Raw genomic sequence first — 14,590 nt, 5'->3', positions numbered from 1 at the left:
AGACGTTCGTTTTAAAAGATAACAAATGTACGTGTGCGCATCCACACAAAAAAGTTGTACTTTTTCGCCATACAAACGACTTCTGTATGAAACAATTCCTGCTCTTCTTTTTATTGTTTGCAACCTGCACAACTTATGCTCAACAGGGAACTGAAAAACCGAAAGAAAAAATACAGCCTTATTGGTTTGTGATGCTGTTAAAAGGACCGAATCGTTCGCAGGATTCAACTACTGCCGCCACAATACAGGAAGGCCATATGGCGAATATGGCTCGCCTGCATAAAGAAGGAAAACTGAAAGTTGCCGGACCGTTTGGTGACGGCGGCGACTGGGTTGGACTTTTTATTTTTGATGCATCGGCTCCCGGCTGCAAAACAAAAGAAGAGATCGAATTGTTGGTTAAAACAGATCCTGCAATTATTGCCGGTCGTTTAACCTACGATATCAGGCCCCGGTGGACGATGGGCAGCGGCAGTTTTAAAACGGGTATTCCAAAAAACGAATGAACATGAAAAATTACTTCAGCTTATTTATATCTATACTTTTTATGACTACTGCATTTACGCAAAGCAAACCACTTACCTATTTGGCTCTTGGTGATTCTTATACCATTGGCGAAAGTGTGCCCTTGGAAAAAAACTTTCCGCACCAGGTTGTTGCACTTCTACGAAAAGAAAAAATCAATATCGATGATCCGGCGATTATTGCTAAAACCGGATGGACGACCGATGAATTACAAGAACAATTAAGCCGTGTGCGTTTGGCTGTGCCCTTTGATTTTGTAACATTGTTGATCGGTGTCAATAATCAATACCGTGGACGCAGCGAAAAAGAATATGCACAACAGTTTGAAGAATTATTGCAACAGGCAATTGGTTATGCAGGTGATAAAACGAACCATGTAATTGTGTTGAGTATTCCTGATTGGGGTGTAACGCCATTTGCAAAAGACAGGAACAGGAAAAAAATTGCAAAGGAGATCGATGCGTTCAATGCCATCAATGAAAAAATAGCGAAGAAATATAAAGTGCATTACATCAACATTACGCCGTTCACAAGAGATGCAGCAACTGATAAAACATTGGTTGCTGACGATGGGCTTCATCCTTCAGCAAAAGATTATGCACGTTGGGCGGAGAAGGTGAAGGAGGTGATGATGAAAGAACTGAAATAAACTTTCACCACCGTTTTTACATTACGATAAGTAACTCTTCATCTCAAACTGGTACTGTTCAGCAATAGCTTTTGCTTCAGTTGCAAAATCTTCTCTGCCTGATGCATAAATTACTGCACGACTTGCGTTTACTAAAAGTCCGCAATCATCGTTCATCGCTTTTTCGGAAATATCCTTTAAGCTGCCGCCTTGCGCACCAACACCCGGCACTAATAAAAAATGATCGGGTATAATGCTGCGGATGTTTACAAATTCTTCAGCTTGTGTTGCTCCAACAACAAACATTAAATTGTCAGGCGTGCCCCATTTAGCAACTGTTCGCAATACACGTTCGTATAAAAACTCTGCACGCAAATATGTTTCACCATTTTCGCTGAGCAATTGTTTCAATTCAAAATCGTTGGCGCCTTTGTTTGATGTTAAGCCCAACACAATCGCCCACTTACCTTCGTATTCTAAAAACGGACGAACACTATCTTCACCCATGTAGGGTGCTACAGTTACTGCATCAAAATTCATTGCTTCAAAAAAAGCACGTGCATATTGAGTGGACGTATTACCAATATCGCCCCGTTTGGCATCAGCAATTTTAAAATGTGTGTCGGGAATATAATTGACTGTGCGTTCCATCACCTCCCATCCTTTCACTCCCATTGCTTCATAGAAAGCTGTATTGATCTTGTAACTCACACAATGCGGCAAGGCAGCATCAATGATGGCTTTATTAAATTCAAACATCGCATCAGGATGCGATTGTAAATGTTTTGGGATCTTGGTAAGATCAGTATCTAAACCAACACACAGGTATGATTGCTTTTGGTTGATCTGCTCAATAAGTTGCTGCCTCGTCATGCGGCGAAGATATAGAAAGATGTACGATGTAAGAAGTACGGGGTACGAATCTTGAGTGATTTTAAGACGCTAAGATTTTCTTCATCGCCTCACCAAACTTCCACACTTCTTCGAATGTATTGTACAGCGGCACGGGAGCCAAACGGATAACCGATGGTTCACGCCAATCGACAAAGAAATCCTGTTCCATCAACGCATTGTAAATTTCTTTGCCACGTTGCAGCATATTCATACTCACCTGGCAACCATGCTCGGTTTCTTTACGTGGAGTGATAAACTCAATGATGGGTTGTTTTTGTGAAGTATTTACTTCGTCGAGGATGTACCACAAATATTCAGTAAGTAATTTTCGTTTGCGATTGATGTTTTCCCAGCCAGCTTCTTCCACAACTTCCAATGCAGCCAGTTGCGATGCATATAACAACAAAGCAGGTGTGCCCAATTGCCAACCTTCAGCTGATTGAACCGGTTTAAATCCCTTCTCCATTTGAAAGCGGGTGTTTTTTTCATATCCCCACCAACCTGCAAAACGCTGCATTGATGGATCGGTGTGATAACGCTCATGTACATAAGCTGCTGCCACTGCACCCGGACCGGAATTAAGATATTTGTAGTTGCACCAGCAGGCAAAATCAACATTCCAATCATGTAGATTTAATTCAATATTACCAGCTGCATGTGCCAGATCGAAACCAACTTTTGCACCGGCTTGCTTTGCGAGCTGTGTAATAGTTTGCATATCGAATACTTGTCCACTATAGTAATTGATACCCCCGAATAACACCAATGCCAACTCTTCCCGGTGTTGCACAATAATCTGCAACAAATCTTCATTGCGGATGGTATGCTCGCCTTCTCTTGGTTTTACTTCAATGATCGCATCTGCAGGATCAAATCCGTGATGCCTTACATGCGTCTCCATCATGTACTGATCGCTGGGGAATGCTTTTGCTTCGCATAAAATTTTAGTCCGCTTGCCTTGCGGACGATAAAAACTCACCAACATCAAATGCAGGTTCACACTAAGGTTGTTCATGACCGTTACTTCGTGCGGCAAACAGCCAACGATCTTACTTAGCGGCCCAACTAACCTGTCATGATAATCCATCCATGGTTGCTCAGCATGAAAGAACGACTCTACGCCCAGCTTTCCCCAATCATCAAGAATGGTTTGCAGTTTATCTTTTGTACGCTTTGGTTGCAACCCAAGCGAATTGCCGAGAAAATAAACTTTCTCAACTTCGTTAGCTGATGGAATAATAAATTGCTGTCGGAATGCTTTTAACGGATCCTGTTCATCGAGCTGTTGAGCAAACGCAAGGGTTGGTTGAAACTGCATATTATTTGTTGGTCTGACGGAGTTTTAAAATAAATTCGGGTAATCGCTGATGATGCCATCAACACCCATCTTCTTTAATTGTTCAATTTCTTCTTTCGTATTCACTGTCCACGGAATGAGTTTGATCTTTTTTGGACGGCAATAACTGATCAACTCAGCATTTACCAATGAATAATGCGGACTGTAGATCGTTGGCTGAAAGCCCAAAGCTTCAACTTGCTTTTCAATTCTACGTTTATCATCATCTTCAATCAACATGGCTGTTTTCATTTGAGGATAATGCTGATGCAGGTACTGCAATGTTCTGAAATCAAATGACTGAATGATCACCCGTTCTTCCAGTTTCTTTTCTTTAATTACCGCCATCAGCAATTCCACAAACTCATCGGGCTTGGGATGATAGATACCATCTCCAACAGGTAAACATTTTGTTTCGATGTTGAAATATGGTTGCGGCCGATTGTGCGATTGCATATAAGCAGCCACACTATCAAACAATTCACGAAGTAAAGGTTTTGCAGCAGCAATTTTTTTCTGTTGCGGAAAACGTGGATGAGGTTTTAATCCCACATCATAAGTTTTCACCTGCTCATAATTCATCTGAAAAATATTCAATCCTTTTTCTTCTGCCGCAGTAACCGCTTCACCATTAGGTTTAGTGGTAATATCATGATTAAAAAATGGCTCATGTGAAACAACAACCTGCTTATCTTTTGTGATCACCACATCAAGCTCAAGCGTTGTTACATTTAAATCCAGAGCATGCAGCATAGCAGGAATGGTATTCTCCGGCATCAAACCTCTGCAGCCACGGTGACCTTGTTTATCGAACCCTTCAATTTTAGTAACATTATTCTGCATCAGCTTCGTTGTACATGAACCAATTAATAAAATGAACAGTGTAAAGATGAATACTCTCATTTTTTAAACACTTTATCTTTTCGTTCTTCCATCACCTTCGCCACTTCAGCAGCTTCACCGCCTTCAGCTTTCAAATGATCAATGATGTGATGATAACTTTTCTCATCCCTGTTCTGGCTCAGTTTAAACACATGCTCCAGCGAAGTCACTTCAATTTCAAACCCAACAATGGCTTTCATTAAACGTGCAGTGTAGTCTTCAGGCAAATTATCGAATGTTGTTGCAGAGTGCACGTTGTTATGCTCGTAATGCAGCGAAAGTTTCCGCAAGGCATCAGCCAATCCCTGTTCATCTAAAAACCGAAGTTGTCCACGGGCATGCACACTGCTGTAGTTCCAGGTACTTACATTTTGCGGATTTTCGTACCAGGTTGCACTTACATATGCATGTGCCCCTGTAAAGATCACCAACGCTTCTGCATTTTTTTCAAACACAAGATGATGATCCTGTTTTCTTGTTACATGTCCGAGCAAATACAATTTACCTTCCCGTTCTTCAATCATTAATGGCACCTGCGTTGCAACCGAACGTCCATCAGCATTACCAATGAGCATCGCAAAGGGATGCTGTTTCATAAATTCTACAACAACCTGTTCATCAGGTTCTTTAAAATGACTAAGGTTATACATGCGTCAAAGGTAAGATTCTGCAAAAAAAGACAGACGCCAACATTAAGGTTACAAAAAAATAACGGCGGACTCTTCGTCCGCCGCTTTCTATCACAAGTTCATGTTCATTTTCGGTTAAACAACAGGTTAATGATTGCTAAAATAACAATGGCGCCAAGTGCTCCTGTTAAAATTGCACCTACCAACCCTGTTCCAAAGCTAATACCCAGTTTTCCCAGCAACCAATACCCTACAAAACTTCCGAGGATACCAACTACAATGTTGCCGAGCAAACCAAGTCCGCCCCCTTTAAAAATAAAGGCACCCAGCCAACCGGCCAAAGCACCAATTAAAAGCGTTGCAATAAGTTCCATACAATTGTTTTTTTGCAGATGATGAATAATGAATAACCACGTTTATCTATAAAATTATCGTGCCAAAAAAAATGGCGGACCTACGGCCCGCCATCATAAAAATCAAAACAATATAGCTTTAAGACACAATTTCAAGCGTTTGGGTTGCAGGTATTTCTGCATTACGCATGGAAATACTTCGTACTGCTGCATCAGTAAATTCTTCAAATGCCTTTTTTGTAATTGCATCATCACTTGCCATAATTGGTTTACCATAATCGCCGCCTTCACGAATACTTTGTACCAATGGAATTTGTCCCAAAAAGGTCAATTCAAATTCATCGGCCAAACGTTTGCCACCATCTTTCCCAAAAATGTAATACTTGTTATTGGGTAATTCAGCCGGAGTAAAGTAAGCCATGTTTTCCACCAAACCAATAATGGGCACTTTTATTTGCGCCTGTCCAAACATTGCCACTGCTTTCTTTGCATCAGCCAATGCAATATCCTGCGGAGTTGTTACAACAATTGCACCTGTTACAGGAACTGTTTGCACCAATGTTAAATGAATATCACCTGTGCCCGGAGGCATATCGATCACTAAGTAATCCAGATCTTCCCACAACACATCAGTTACAAACTGGCGAATAGCACTGCTGGCCATTGGTCCACGCCAAACGATCGCATCTTTCTCATTCACCAACAAACCAATGCTCATGAATTTGATCCCATATTTCTCCATTGGTACAATCATTCCTTTGCCATTCACTTCTGTCATTTTCGGACGTTCCCCTCTTACACCAAACATCATCGGTACACTTGGCCCGTAAATATCAGCATCCATCAAACCCACTTTTGCACCACTCTGTGCTAATGCAATGGCGAGGTTGGCACTCACGGTACTCTTACCTACACCACCTTTACCACTCACAACCGCAATAATATTTTTTACGTTCGGTAATACTGATCTTGGATCTTTCCGGTTGCTGCTTGTGTTTGATGTAAAGTTCACAATCACCACAGCGTCTTTATTCACCAGCAATTCAATCGCATTGGTAGCTGCACGGCCCATCATATCCTTCATGGGGCAGGCAGGAGTGGTTAATACGATCGTAAAAGAGACTTTATTACCATCAATTTCAATGTCTTTAATCATATTCAGCGTAACGAGGTCTTTACCCAGATCTGGTTCCTGTACGTTACTCAATGCCTGCAGCACTTGTTCCTTTGTCATGTTTGTAGTATTTGTTAAAAAAGCTGATCAGACTGCAAAATTAACCATAGATCGCTTCCGATTGGTGAGGCAAATCATGTTTTCCACTTATTTTTGAGGCAGATGAAGAAATTTCTACTCCTTTCGCTGCTGCTTGGTTTGCTTGCCCCTATTGCTGTAAAAGCTCAGTTCGAGTCCTTTAAAGATTCCATTGTACAATTATATGGTGTGGTGATGACTGCCGACAGCCTTCGTGGACTTCCCGGTGTTACGGTGAAACTCCGCAACCAGAACCGTGGTACGTTCACCAATGAACAAGGTGTGTTCAGTATTGTGGTGTTGAAGGGCGATATTATCGACTTCACGTATGTAGGTTTCAAACCGAAAGAAGTGGTGATCCCATCAAACATTGAAGGCAATTCGTTCAGCATAATTCAATTGATGGTAGTTGATACGGTTTATCTTCCTGCCACCATCATTAAAGCAAGACCGAGGCGTGAACAGTTTGAACGGGAATTTTTGGCTGCTGATGTACCCGCCGATAAAATTGAAGTAGCCCGGCAAAATACCCGAACCGCACAATCAAGAATATTGCAGCAATCCTTACCGAGAGACGGAAATGAAAACTCGAGATCTGTGCTGAACAATTACGCACAAACGCAATATTATAACGGACAATTCCGTCCGCAGAACATCTTTAATCCGGTTGCCTGGAACGAATTTATACAGGCATGGAAACGGGGAGACTTCAAGAAGAAAAATTAGGTTTTGCCATGAGGACACGAAGGCATAAAGATGCACCAAGAAGATCATTCCGCATCTGATTCTTTATTCTGTTTGTGTTTTTGAGAGTACAAATCTTCTTTCTTTAATTCTTCTTTTTCCTTTGTGTTCCTTTGAGTCTTTGCGCCTTCGTAGCGACTTGCGTTTGTCTTCCATCAGCATTTTTTCTAATTCAAGTCATGCATTCAACAATGGTCTTTTCCTATATTGTGCCCAATAAAAAAGCATAGAAATGAAACAGATTGCTGTCGTTGGTGCAGGAACCATGGGAAATGGAATTGCACATGTATTTGCCCAAACAGGTTTTAGCGTAACATTGATTGATGTAAACCCCGGCCAGTTAACAAAGGCGTTGGAGAGCATCGGCAAAAACCTCGATCGACAGATCGCAAAAGGCACGCTTACCGAAGATCAAAAACAAAGCACGTTAAAAAATATCAGCACAACACATGATCTGCTGAAAGGTGTAACCAATGCTGAACTGATTGTTGAAGCAGCAACAGAAAATGTAGAGCTGAAGCTTGATATTTTTGAAGAGATCGATAAAGCCGCTCCGGCAGGATGTATTCTTGCGACAAACACTTCGTCTATTTCCATTACAAAAATTGCTGCGGTAACCAAACGACCGGGCATGGTGATCGGTATGCATTTTATGAATCCTGTACCGGTGATGAAACTGGTAGAGATCATTAATGGCTATGCAACGAAGAAAGAAGTAACAGATACGATCGTAGAGTTGAGTAAACAACTTGGCAAAGTGCCTTGTGTAGTAAACGACTATCCGGGTTTTATTGCCAACCGTATTTTAATGCCCATGATCAACGAAGCTATTTGCAGTTTGCATGAAGGCGTTGCCGGCGTGGAGGAAATTGATACCGTTATGAAATTAGGTATGGCTCACCCGATGGGACCATTGCAGTTAGCTGATTTTATTGGGTTGGATGTTTGTCTTGCTATTTTGCGAGTACTGCAGGATGGATTCGGGAATCCCAAGTATGCCCCTTGCCCGTTATTGGTAAATATGGTCACCGCAGGTAAGCTGGGTATAAAGAGTGGTGAAGGATTTTATAGTTATGCAGGAGGAAGTAAAGAGTTGGTGGTGAGTAAGAGTTTTAAGAAGTAAAAACAGATTCCCTTAAATGATCAAAAACATATTGCTGACAATAGCTGTAGTTTGTATTACCTGCAGTTTGTATGCTCAGGCAGAGCCAGGTAAAGAATATTTCTTTAAACCACTGAAGTGGAAAATCATAATTCCGGAAGGAACGAAAGCTGTGTCAAACGAAGAATGGAATAAGTTAGAAGAGAAAGGTGCCGCTGCAATTGAGAAAACATACGGCGAAAAAATTGAAAACAACGCCACAACGCTGTTTGTTGTAAAGTATGATGACTTAAATTATTTCGAAGCAAATCAACAGCCGTACGATTCAATTTCTGATCCTGATTACCCAGCATATTTTCATAGTGTGAATGTAGTGCTTTATGAAACATTCAAGGAGCAGATTCCAAATGGCACGATTGACACATCTTCGTCTGAAGAATTGATTGCTGGTTTGCTGTTTCAAAAATTCCGTATCAGTATTGGTTTGCCAAACAACATGGTTATACGATTGTTTATGTACAGCCGCCCATTTGGCGATAAAGAATTTACCATAAACATTATGTATGTGGATGAAGAAAAAGGAATACGTATGATGAGCGCATGGAAGAAATCTACGTTTGGGAGATAGTGCATGTTTGATTAGGATGAAAGGACGATTGAATCAACACAAATTGGATTATAATAAAAACAACCTGCTGCCGTCAGAAATGCACAAAAACTCAACACTAAATATTGATTTTCAATTCTAAGATTATAGAGGTGCCACCTCTAATATCATATATTTGCTGAGCCGCCAATTAACTCGTTCTCAATGCAATCACCTTTTACAATTGATAAATACTATTCAACTGACTTGTCAAAAAGCCAAGTCTTTGAAGAGATGAACAATCTTGATACTGAACAGCAGTTCGGTGGCCTAAGAACCGATAAATTTATTGCACAAACTTCTGAAAGTGGTTTTATCGTTATACGCAATACTTATGGACTTGATGGATTTACATTGGAACAATATCCAACTCTTGAAGGTTATTATATTTCTGAGAAACCTCTAACAATAAATATTGTTGTTAAACCTCGCTACTTCACAATTCTTTTTTTCTCAATATTTGTTTTTACGTTCATACCAGCCAGCATCTTTATAGACAAAATGACAATCAATGGCATATTTAGGTCGCCTACAATTCCCGAAAGATTTTTATTCGCTGGAGTTGGCGGAGTTATTCCTGGCTTATGGTGTTATTTTGGTTACATCCGACCAATAAAAAAAGCCGAAAATTGGATTGTCGAAAAATTGAGACTGAGTGTAATCCCCGGATATGGCAGCTAACATTACGGTGGTATTTACATAAACAAAGCAAATCTCACCCTTGTTGTTCTTATCAATAAAATCCGTCGTTTGGTCGCCTGACCAACGACTATCACAGTAACCATTTTTGCTCAATCGTTTGTTTACATTCCATCGCTTTAGTTAAATAGCTTTAATTTCGAATTCAACTATTTCCAAACTCATGCGCCAGTACTCATTTCTTGCAATACTTGTAACTGTCATTCTTTTCGGTTGTAACTCATCAAAGAAAACACAGGCAGCTGACGAATGGAAGCCACTCTTCAACGGCAAAGACATGAACGACTGGACCGTTAAGATCCATCATCATGATGTGGGTGTTAACTTCGGCAACACTTTTCGTGTGGAAGAAGATATGATCAAAGTGCGTTATGATCAGTACAGCAATTTCAATGAACAGTTTGGTCATCTTTATTACAAAACGCCCTACTCTTACTATCATCTCAAACTCGAATACCGTTTTGTGGGCGAATGGTTCAAAACAGCACCCTCTTATACGTTACGCAACAGCGGTGTCATGTTTCATTCGCAAGATCCACGCAGCATGCCGAAAGAACAGGACTGGCCTATCTCAGTTGAAATGCAATTCCTCGGTGGATTAAGTGATGGCAAACCAAGATCAACAGGTAATATGTGTTCACCCGGAACTGAGGTGGTGCAGAAGGGCACAATTGTTCCTTCGCATTGCATCAACTCTTCTTCAAAAACCTATGATGGCGAGCAATGGGTAAGTGCAGAATTGATTGTGTTGGGCGATTCTTTGATCACTCATATCATCAATGGCGATACGGTATTGCAATATTCAAAACCACAAATTGGAGGTGGCGTTGTTGCCCGTTATGATCCCAAAATAAAACAGGATGGAAAATTATTGAGCAGTGGTTTTATTGCTTTGCAAAGCGAAGGTCAACCAATTGATTTCAGAAACATCCGCATCAAAGATCTTTCAGCGAAATACAAAAAGAAATAAGCTGTTATTTCTTCAGCTTCACACTTACTTCTGTTCCGCTTCCGGGTTTACTTGTTACGGTAACTTCAGCATTAATAGAAGCAGCCCGTTCTTTCATTACAGTTAAGCCATTGCTTTGCTGCACGGCTGTAACATCAAATCCTTTTCCGTTATCCGTAATAATAAAAGAAAGTTCAGTGTCCGTTTCTGTTATAGTCAGCGAGGCAACAGTAGCTTCAGCATGATAAAGTATGTTATGCAATGCTTCCTGGCAAATGCGGAACAGATCAAGCTGCATTTCTTTACTCAGCAAAGCATCGTTACAATTTCCCTGCAACCTGCAGTCGATTGAAGCAACAAGACTAAACTCATTGCAATGCCATCGCAATGTTTCAACCAATCCAAGATCATTCAACATACCGGGGCTGATGGTAAACGAAATACGCTGAATGGTTTTGATCAGGAGTTCAGTAATAATGCCGGCATGTTCAAGTCTGTTCGAAACATCTTCCGGCAAATCTGCCTGCTTTGCTTTGATCCAGTCAATATCAATTTTTAACACGGCCAGCAATTGCGCAAGCTCTTCGTGCAGCTCAACGGAAAGATATTTCCGGTCACGTTCAATACTACCTTTGAAATGATTTGCTAAGCCTTTAAAGCGAATATATTTTTCTTCAATTTGCAGTTCCGTTTCTTTACGTCGTGTTACATCTTTGGCAATGGCAAAAACCAATTCTTTATCAGCAAAATAAATGGATGTCCATTCAAGCCAGATAATACTGCCGTTTTTATGAATATACCTGTTCTGAAAATTAACAAGCGGCTGCCCTTCGATCATCTTTACCCGTGTAAGCTGTGTTTGTTCTCTATCATCGGGGTGTATAAAACTGCTGATAAGTCTTGAAAACAATTCTTCCTTGGTATATCCAAGCTTATCAATGACCGATTGATTGATCTTACGGAAATAACCATCTTTCCCTGCAATGCAAACAAGATCAGGGGTGAGTTCAAAAAAAGGTAAGAGTTCAAATTCAGTGGAACTTTGAGAGATCATCACGATGAAAATACAGAAATATGCAATTGCAACATGTAGTACAATCTATTATATGCGACAAGCATAAATTAAAATTGTATTACGTGAACTACAGAAAATTTATGAATGATTATTTCATCTGTTTCACAATTCTGTATATATAGGATTTATTTAGTCGATGTTGCCCGATCGCAAAAAAATACAGCAAGAATTCATTGGTAACGTTCGATTCGCTGAATTTCTGTCTACAGATTAACCCGCATCCAATTAAATTTTATAAAAAAATATGAACTTTACAGTTTACAGAAAAGAACTTGTATTGATGCAGTGCCACATTCTCGAAATAGCATTTCCATTCAACGGAGAAACAAATTTTTTATACCCGGTTGTACTGCAAAATGAGCAGCACGTATTGTTGGTTGATTGCGGCTATGCCGGCTTTTTACCATTGCTGGAGAAAGCTTTATCAAATCATCAGCTTTCTGTCCATCAACTGACCGGTATGATCATTACACATCATGACATTGACCATATGGGAGCCGCAGCCGAGTTGAAAAAAAATCATCCTGCATTACAGATTTACAGTTCAGCTATTGAGGCTCCGTTTATAAGCGGCAAACAAAAATCGTTACGATTGATACAGGCAGAACAGATGCTGGATTCAATTCCTGAAGAATATAAAACGGGCGCTTTGCAGTTTATTGAATTGCTCAAAGGCATGCAAACTCTTCCTGTTGATCATTTTTTAGCATTTAATCGTGAAGTTGATTGGCTCAGGGGTATTGAGGTCATACACACTCCCGGACATATGCCTGGCCACATTTCCATCTACATCAGGCAAAGTAAAACGTTGATTGCGGCGGATGCAGTAGTCATTGAAAACGGAATATTAGAAATTGCTAACCCGCAGTTTACATTGGATCTAGATGACGCATTGCGGTCTGTAGAAAAACTAAAGCAACTGGAAATTGATCAGTTGATCTGTTATCATGGCGGATTAATGCAAAAAGATATTCCCGGCCAACTGGAACAATTATTGATGCGATATAAACAGGTTTCAACAAAACCTGCATGAAGGTTATGTTCAATTAAATAAACAAACATGTTGAAGCGCCCTTACATATTAGCTATACTTGCCACTGTTTATCTGCTTGCATATGTAGTGATGCTGCAACTGAACATCCTGCCGAACGTAACCATGATCATGTTTTTCCTTTCCCCTTTACTTGTGCTGACACTTACATACAGTATTCTCCGTTATGGGCACTATCATGGTAAAGACCTTCAGGAAAACGAGCACTGGGGTTATCAAGACCGATCGATTGAAAAACGTAACTAGCTCCCGAAATAGCATAACTTTCTATTTCAGTTATTACCGTTACTTCAAATAATGGTAATAAACAGCCGTTTCTGAATCATTCAAACAAAAAAATACTCCGTCTATCCATTGCTGTCTTCATTAATCACAATCAACTGAAGTAAACTTTCAGTGTTCATTAGATTACATACACTAAAACTTATCATTCATGAAAAAATTCTGTTTACTGTTATTCAGCAGCACTCTCTTCCTTTCTTCGTTTGCACAAATTCCGTTGACTGTTGCACCGAGTGGCGGCAATAAAAAAGCATCGGTGAGTGAACGTATCGGCTTAACTGATGTAACCATTCATTATGATCGTCCGGCTGTGAAAGGACGTGAAGGGAAAGTGTGGGGCGAACTTGTTCCCGTTGGTTTTACTGATCCCGGTTTTGGCAGCAGCAAATCTGCTCCATGGCGTGCAGGTGCCAATGAAAATACAACCATTGAATTCAGCACTGATGTGACGGTGGAAGGCAAACCGGTTAAAGCCGGTCGTTATGGTTTGTTTCTTGCGTATGATCCAAATGGATCAACCTTGATCTTATCGAACAACTCCACTTCATGGGGACATTATTATTACAATGCGAAAGAAGATGCCCTTCGTGTTCCTTTAAAAGCGGTTGCATCAGATAAATCAGTTGAATGGCTGAAGTACGAATTCCTGAATGAAAGTGAAGCCGGTGCTACCGTGGCGTTGCAGTGGGAAAAACTCATGTTCCCTTTTCGTATTGAAACCGATTATGTGAAAGAGCAGATCGCTTCATTTCGCAGAGAATTACGTACCGAGAAAGGGTTCATCTGGCAAAGCTGGAACCAGGCCGCAAGCTGGTGTTTGCAACGCAACACCAATTTAGAAGAAGCATTGCTTTGGGCCGATTCTGCAACTTCCCGTGGCTTTGGTGGTGATCGTGTATTTGGCGCATGGGCAGTAAAAGCGCAACTATTGGAAAAGTTTGGTCGTGCAAATGACGCCGCTGCCGTAATGAAACAGGCAATGACGTTCGGTAACATGCAGGATCTGCATCAATATGGCCGGCAATTACTGCAATTGAAAAAAGTAAAAGAAGCATTGGACGTATTCAAACAAAATCATGATAAGAACCCGAACCAGTTTACAACGTTAATGGGACTTGTGCGTGGTTATTCTGCAAATGCTGATTATAAAAATGCATTGAAATATGCAAACCTGGCTTTGCCATTAGCACCTGACCAGCCTAATAAAAATAATGTGCAGACGATGATCAATAAACTGAAAGAAGGAAAAGATGTGAATTGATGATCTTCTTCAAGCAAAAAAACTCATTCGTCTTGAATGAGTTTTTTTGTTGTTTCACAGCCTGTTTTCGGCTCAAAAATATTTTCTAAAAAAAATTTTTTAGAAAAACTCCGACCCTTATCTTTGCACTCCCCAAACGGGAGCATAGCTCAGTTGGTTCAGAGCATCTGCCTTACAAGCAGAGGGTCCGCGGTTCGAGCCCGTGTGCTCCCACTCAATACAGACAAGGGTTTCAGCTAAAACTGGAGCCCTTTCTTATTTTACTGGTTTAAACATGGTTTA

Annotated in this window: 17 protein-coding genes and 1 tRNA gene; 11 read left to right on the top strand and 7 right to left on the bottom strand. The window is 40.6% G+C overall.

Translation table 11 applies throughout. The features are described from left to right. Nucleotides 1–86: 86 nt before the first annotated feature. On the top strand, nt 87–506 hold the full coding sequence (locus tag H4075_RS08190; protein ID WP_182805813.1) for a YciI family protein: 420 nt from the start codon (nt 87–89) through the stop codon (nt 504–506). Between the two features lie 2 nt (nt 507–508). After that, nucleotides 509–1,174 carry an SGNH/GDSL hydrolase family protein gene (locus H4075_RS08185; RefSeq protein ID WP_182805811.1) on the top strand — a complete coding sequence of 222 codons (666 nt, stop codon included), beginning with the start codon at nt 509–511 and terminating at the stop codon, nt 1,172–1,174. Between the two features lie 21 nt (nt 1,175–1,195). On the opposite strand, the gene pyrF is transcribed toward H4075_RS08185, so the two are convergent. From pyrF to H4075_RS08155, 6 genes are all read right to left on the bottom strand, one after another. Beyond that, nucleotides 1,196–2,026: an orotidine-5'-phosphate decarboxylase gene (gene pyrF / locus H4075_RS08180; RefSeq protein ID WP_182805809.1), complete on the bottom strand. Its 831-nt coding sequence runs from the start codon at nt 2,024–2,026 to the stop codon at nt 1,196–1,198. A gap of 61 nt (nt 2,027–2,087) precedes the next feature. Beyond that, nucleotides 2,088–3,365 carry a kynureninase gene (gene kynU, locus H4075_RS08175; RefSeq protein WP_182805807.1) on the bottom strand — a complete coding sequence of 426 codons (1,278 nt, stop codon included), beginning with the start codon at nt 3,363–3,365 and terminating at the stop codon, nt 2,088–2,090. Nucleotides 3,366–3,389: 24 nt separating this feature from the next. After that, nucleotides 3,390–4,286, bottom strand: coding sequence for a glycerophosphodiester phosphodiesterase (locus H4075_RS08170; protein ID WP_182805805.1), 897 nt, complete (start codon nt 4,284–4,286; stop codon nt 3,390–3,392). Then, the gene (locus H4075_RS08165; RefSeq protein ID WP_182805803.1) at nt 4,283–4,915 is read right to left on the bottom strand and encodes an FMN-binding negative transcriptional regulator; all 633 of its coding nucleotides are present in this window, start codon (nt 4,913–4,915) and stop codon (nt 4,283–4,285) included. Before H4075_RS08165 ends, H4075_RS08170 begins: the two co-directional genes overlap by 4 nt. Nucleotides 4,916–5,019: 104 nt before the next feature. Then, nucleotides 5,020–5,268: a GlsB/YeaQ/YmgE family stress response membrane protein gene (locus tag H4075_RS08160; protein ID WP_182805801.1), complete on the bottom strand. Its 249-nt coding sequence runs from the start codon at nt 5,266–5,268 to the stop codon at nt 5,020–5,022. A 118-nt stretch (nt 5,269–5,386) separates the two neighbouring features. Then, a complete protein-coding gene (locus H4075_RS08155; RefSeq protein ID WP_182805799.1) occupies nt 5,387–6,481 on the bottom strand; it encodes an Mrp/NBP35 family ATP-binding protein in 1,095 nt (364 codons plus the stop codon). Nucleotides 6,482–6,583: 102 nt separating this feature from the next. On the opposite strand from H4075_RS08155, the gene H4075_RS08150 reads away from it, so the two are divergent. From H4075_RS08150 to H4075_RS08130, 5 genes are all read left to right on the top strand, one after another. Then, nucleotides 6,584–7,225, top strand: coding sequence for a carboxypeptidase-like regulatory domain-containing protein (locus H4075_RS08150; protein WP_182805797.1), 642 nt, complete (start codon nt 6,584–6,586; stop codon nt 7,223–7,225). A 250-nt stretch (nt 7,226–7,475) separates the two neighbouring features. Continuing rightward, entirely contained in the window at nt 7,476–8,366 is an 891-nt protein-coding gene (locus tag H4075_RS08145; protein WP_182805795.1) for a 3-hydroxyacyl-CoA dehydrogenase family protein, read from the top strand. A 16-nt stretch (nt 8,367–8,382) separates the two neighbouring features. Beyond that, complete coding sequence (locus H4075_RS08140) at nt 8,383–8,973, top strand: hypothetical protein (RefSeq protein WP_182805793.1); 591 nt, start codon at nt 8,383–8,385, stop codon at nt 8,971–8,973. A gap of 183 nt (nt 8,974–9,156) precedes the next feature. Next, the gene (locus tag H4075_RS08135) at nt 9,157–9,672 is read left to right on the top strand and encodes a hypothetical protein (protein WP_182805791.1); all 516 of its coding nucleotides are present in this window, start codon (nt 9,157–9,159) and stop codon (nt 9,670–9,672) included. Between the two features lie 181 nt (nt 9,673–9,853). Next, the gene (locus tag H4075_RS08130; RefSeq protein ID WP_182805789.1) at nt 9,854–10,660 is read left to right on the top strand and encodes a 3-keto-disaccharide hydrolase; all 807 of its coding nucleotides are present in this window, start codon (nt 9,854–9,856) and stop codon (nt 10,658–10,660) included. A 4-nt stretch (nt 10,661–10,664) separates the two neighbouring features. Here H4075_RS08130 and H4075_RS08125 read toward each other — a convergent pair whose 3' ends face one another. After that, nucleotides 10,665–11,693: a sensor histidine kinase gene (locus H4075_RS08125; protein ID WP_255460449.1), complete on the bottom strand. Its 1,029-nt coding sequence runs from the start codon at nt 11,691–11,693 to the stop codon at nt 10,665–10,667. 265 nt (nt 11,694–11,958) lie between these two features. Here H4075_RS08125 and H4075_RS08120 point away from each other — a divergent pair, with 265 nt between their 5' ends. The 4 genes from H4075_RS08120 (at nt 11,959) to H4075_RS08105 (ending at nt 14,521) form a co-directional block, all read left to right on the top strand. Then, a complete protein-coding gene (locus H4075_RS08120) occupies nt 11,959–12,747 on the top strand; it encodes an MBL fold metallo-hydrolase (protein ID WP_220494900.1) in 789 nt (262 codons plus the stop codon). 27 nt (nt 12,748–12,774) lie between these two features. Next, nucleotides 12,775–13,011: a hypothetical protein gene (locus H4075_RS08115; RefSeq protein ID WP_182805786.1), complete on the top strand. Its 237-nt coding sequence runs from the start codon at nt 12,775–12,777 to the stop codon at nt 13,009–13,011. A 187-nt stretch (nt 13,012–13,198) separates the two neighbouring features. Next, nucleotides 13,199–14,308, top strand: coding sequence for a DUF2911 domain-containing protein (locus H4075_RS08110; RefSeq protein ID WP_182805784.1), 1,110 nt, complete (start codon nt 13,199–13,201; stop codon nt 14,306–14,308). Between the two features lie 138 nt (nt 14,309–14,446). Beyond that, a tRNA-Val gene (locus H4075_RS08105) sits at nt 14,447–14,521 on the top strand. The last annotated feature ends 69 nt before the right edge of the window (nt 14,522–14,590 follow it).

Source organism: Lacibacter sediminis (assembly GCF_014168535.1).
Classification (GTDB): Bacteria; Bacteroidota; Bacteroidia; order Chitinophagales; family Chitinophagaceae; genus Lacibacter; species Lacibacter sediminis.
This window is presented reverse-complemented; position numbering and strand designations above follow the sequence as displayed.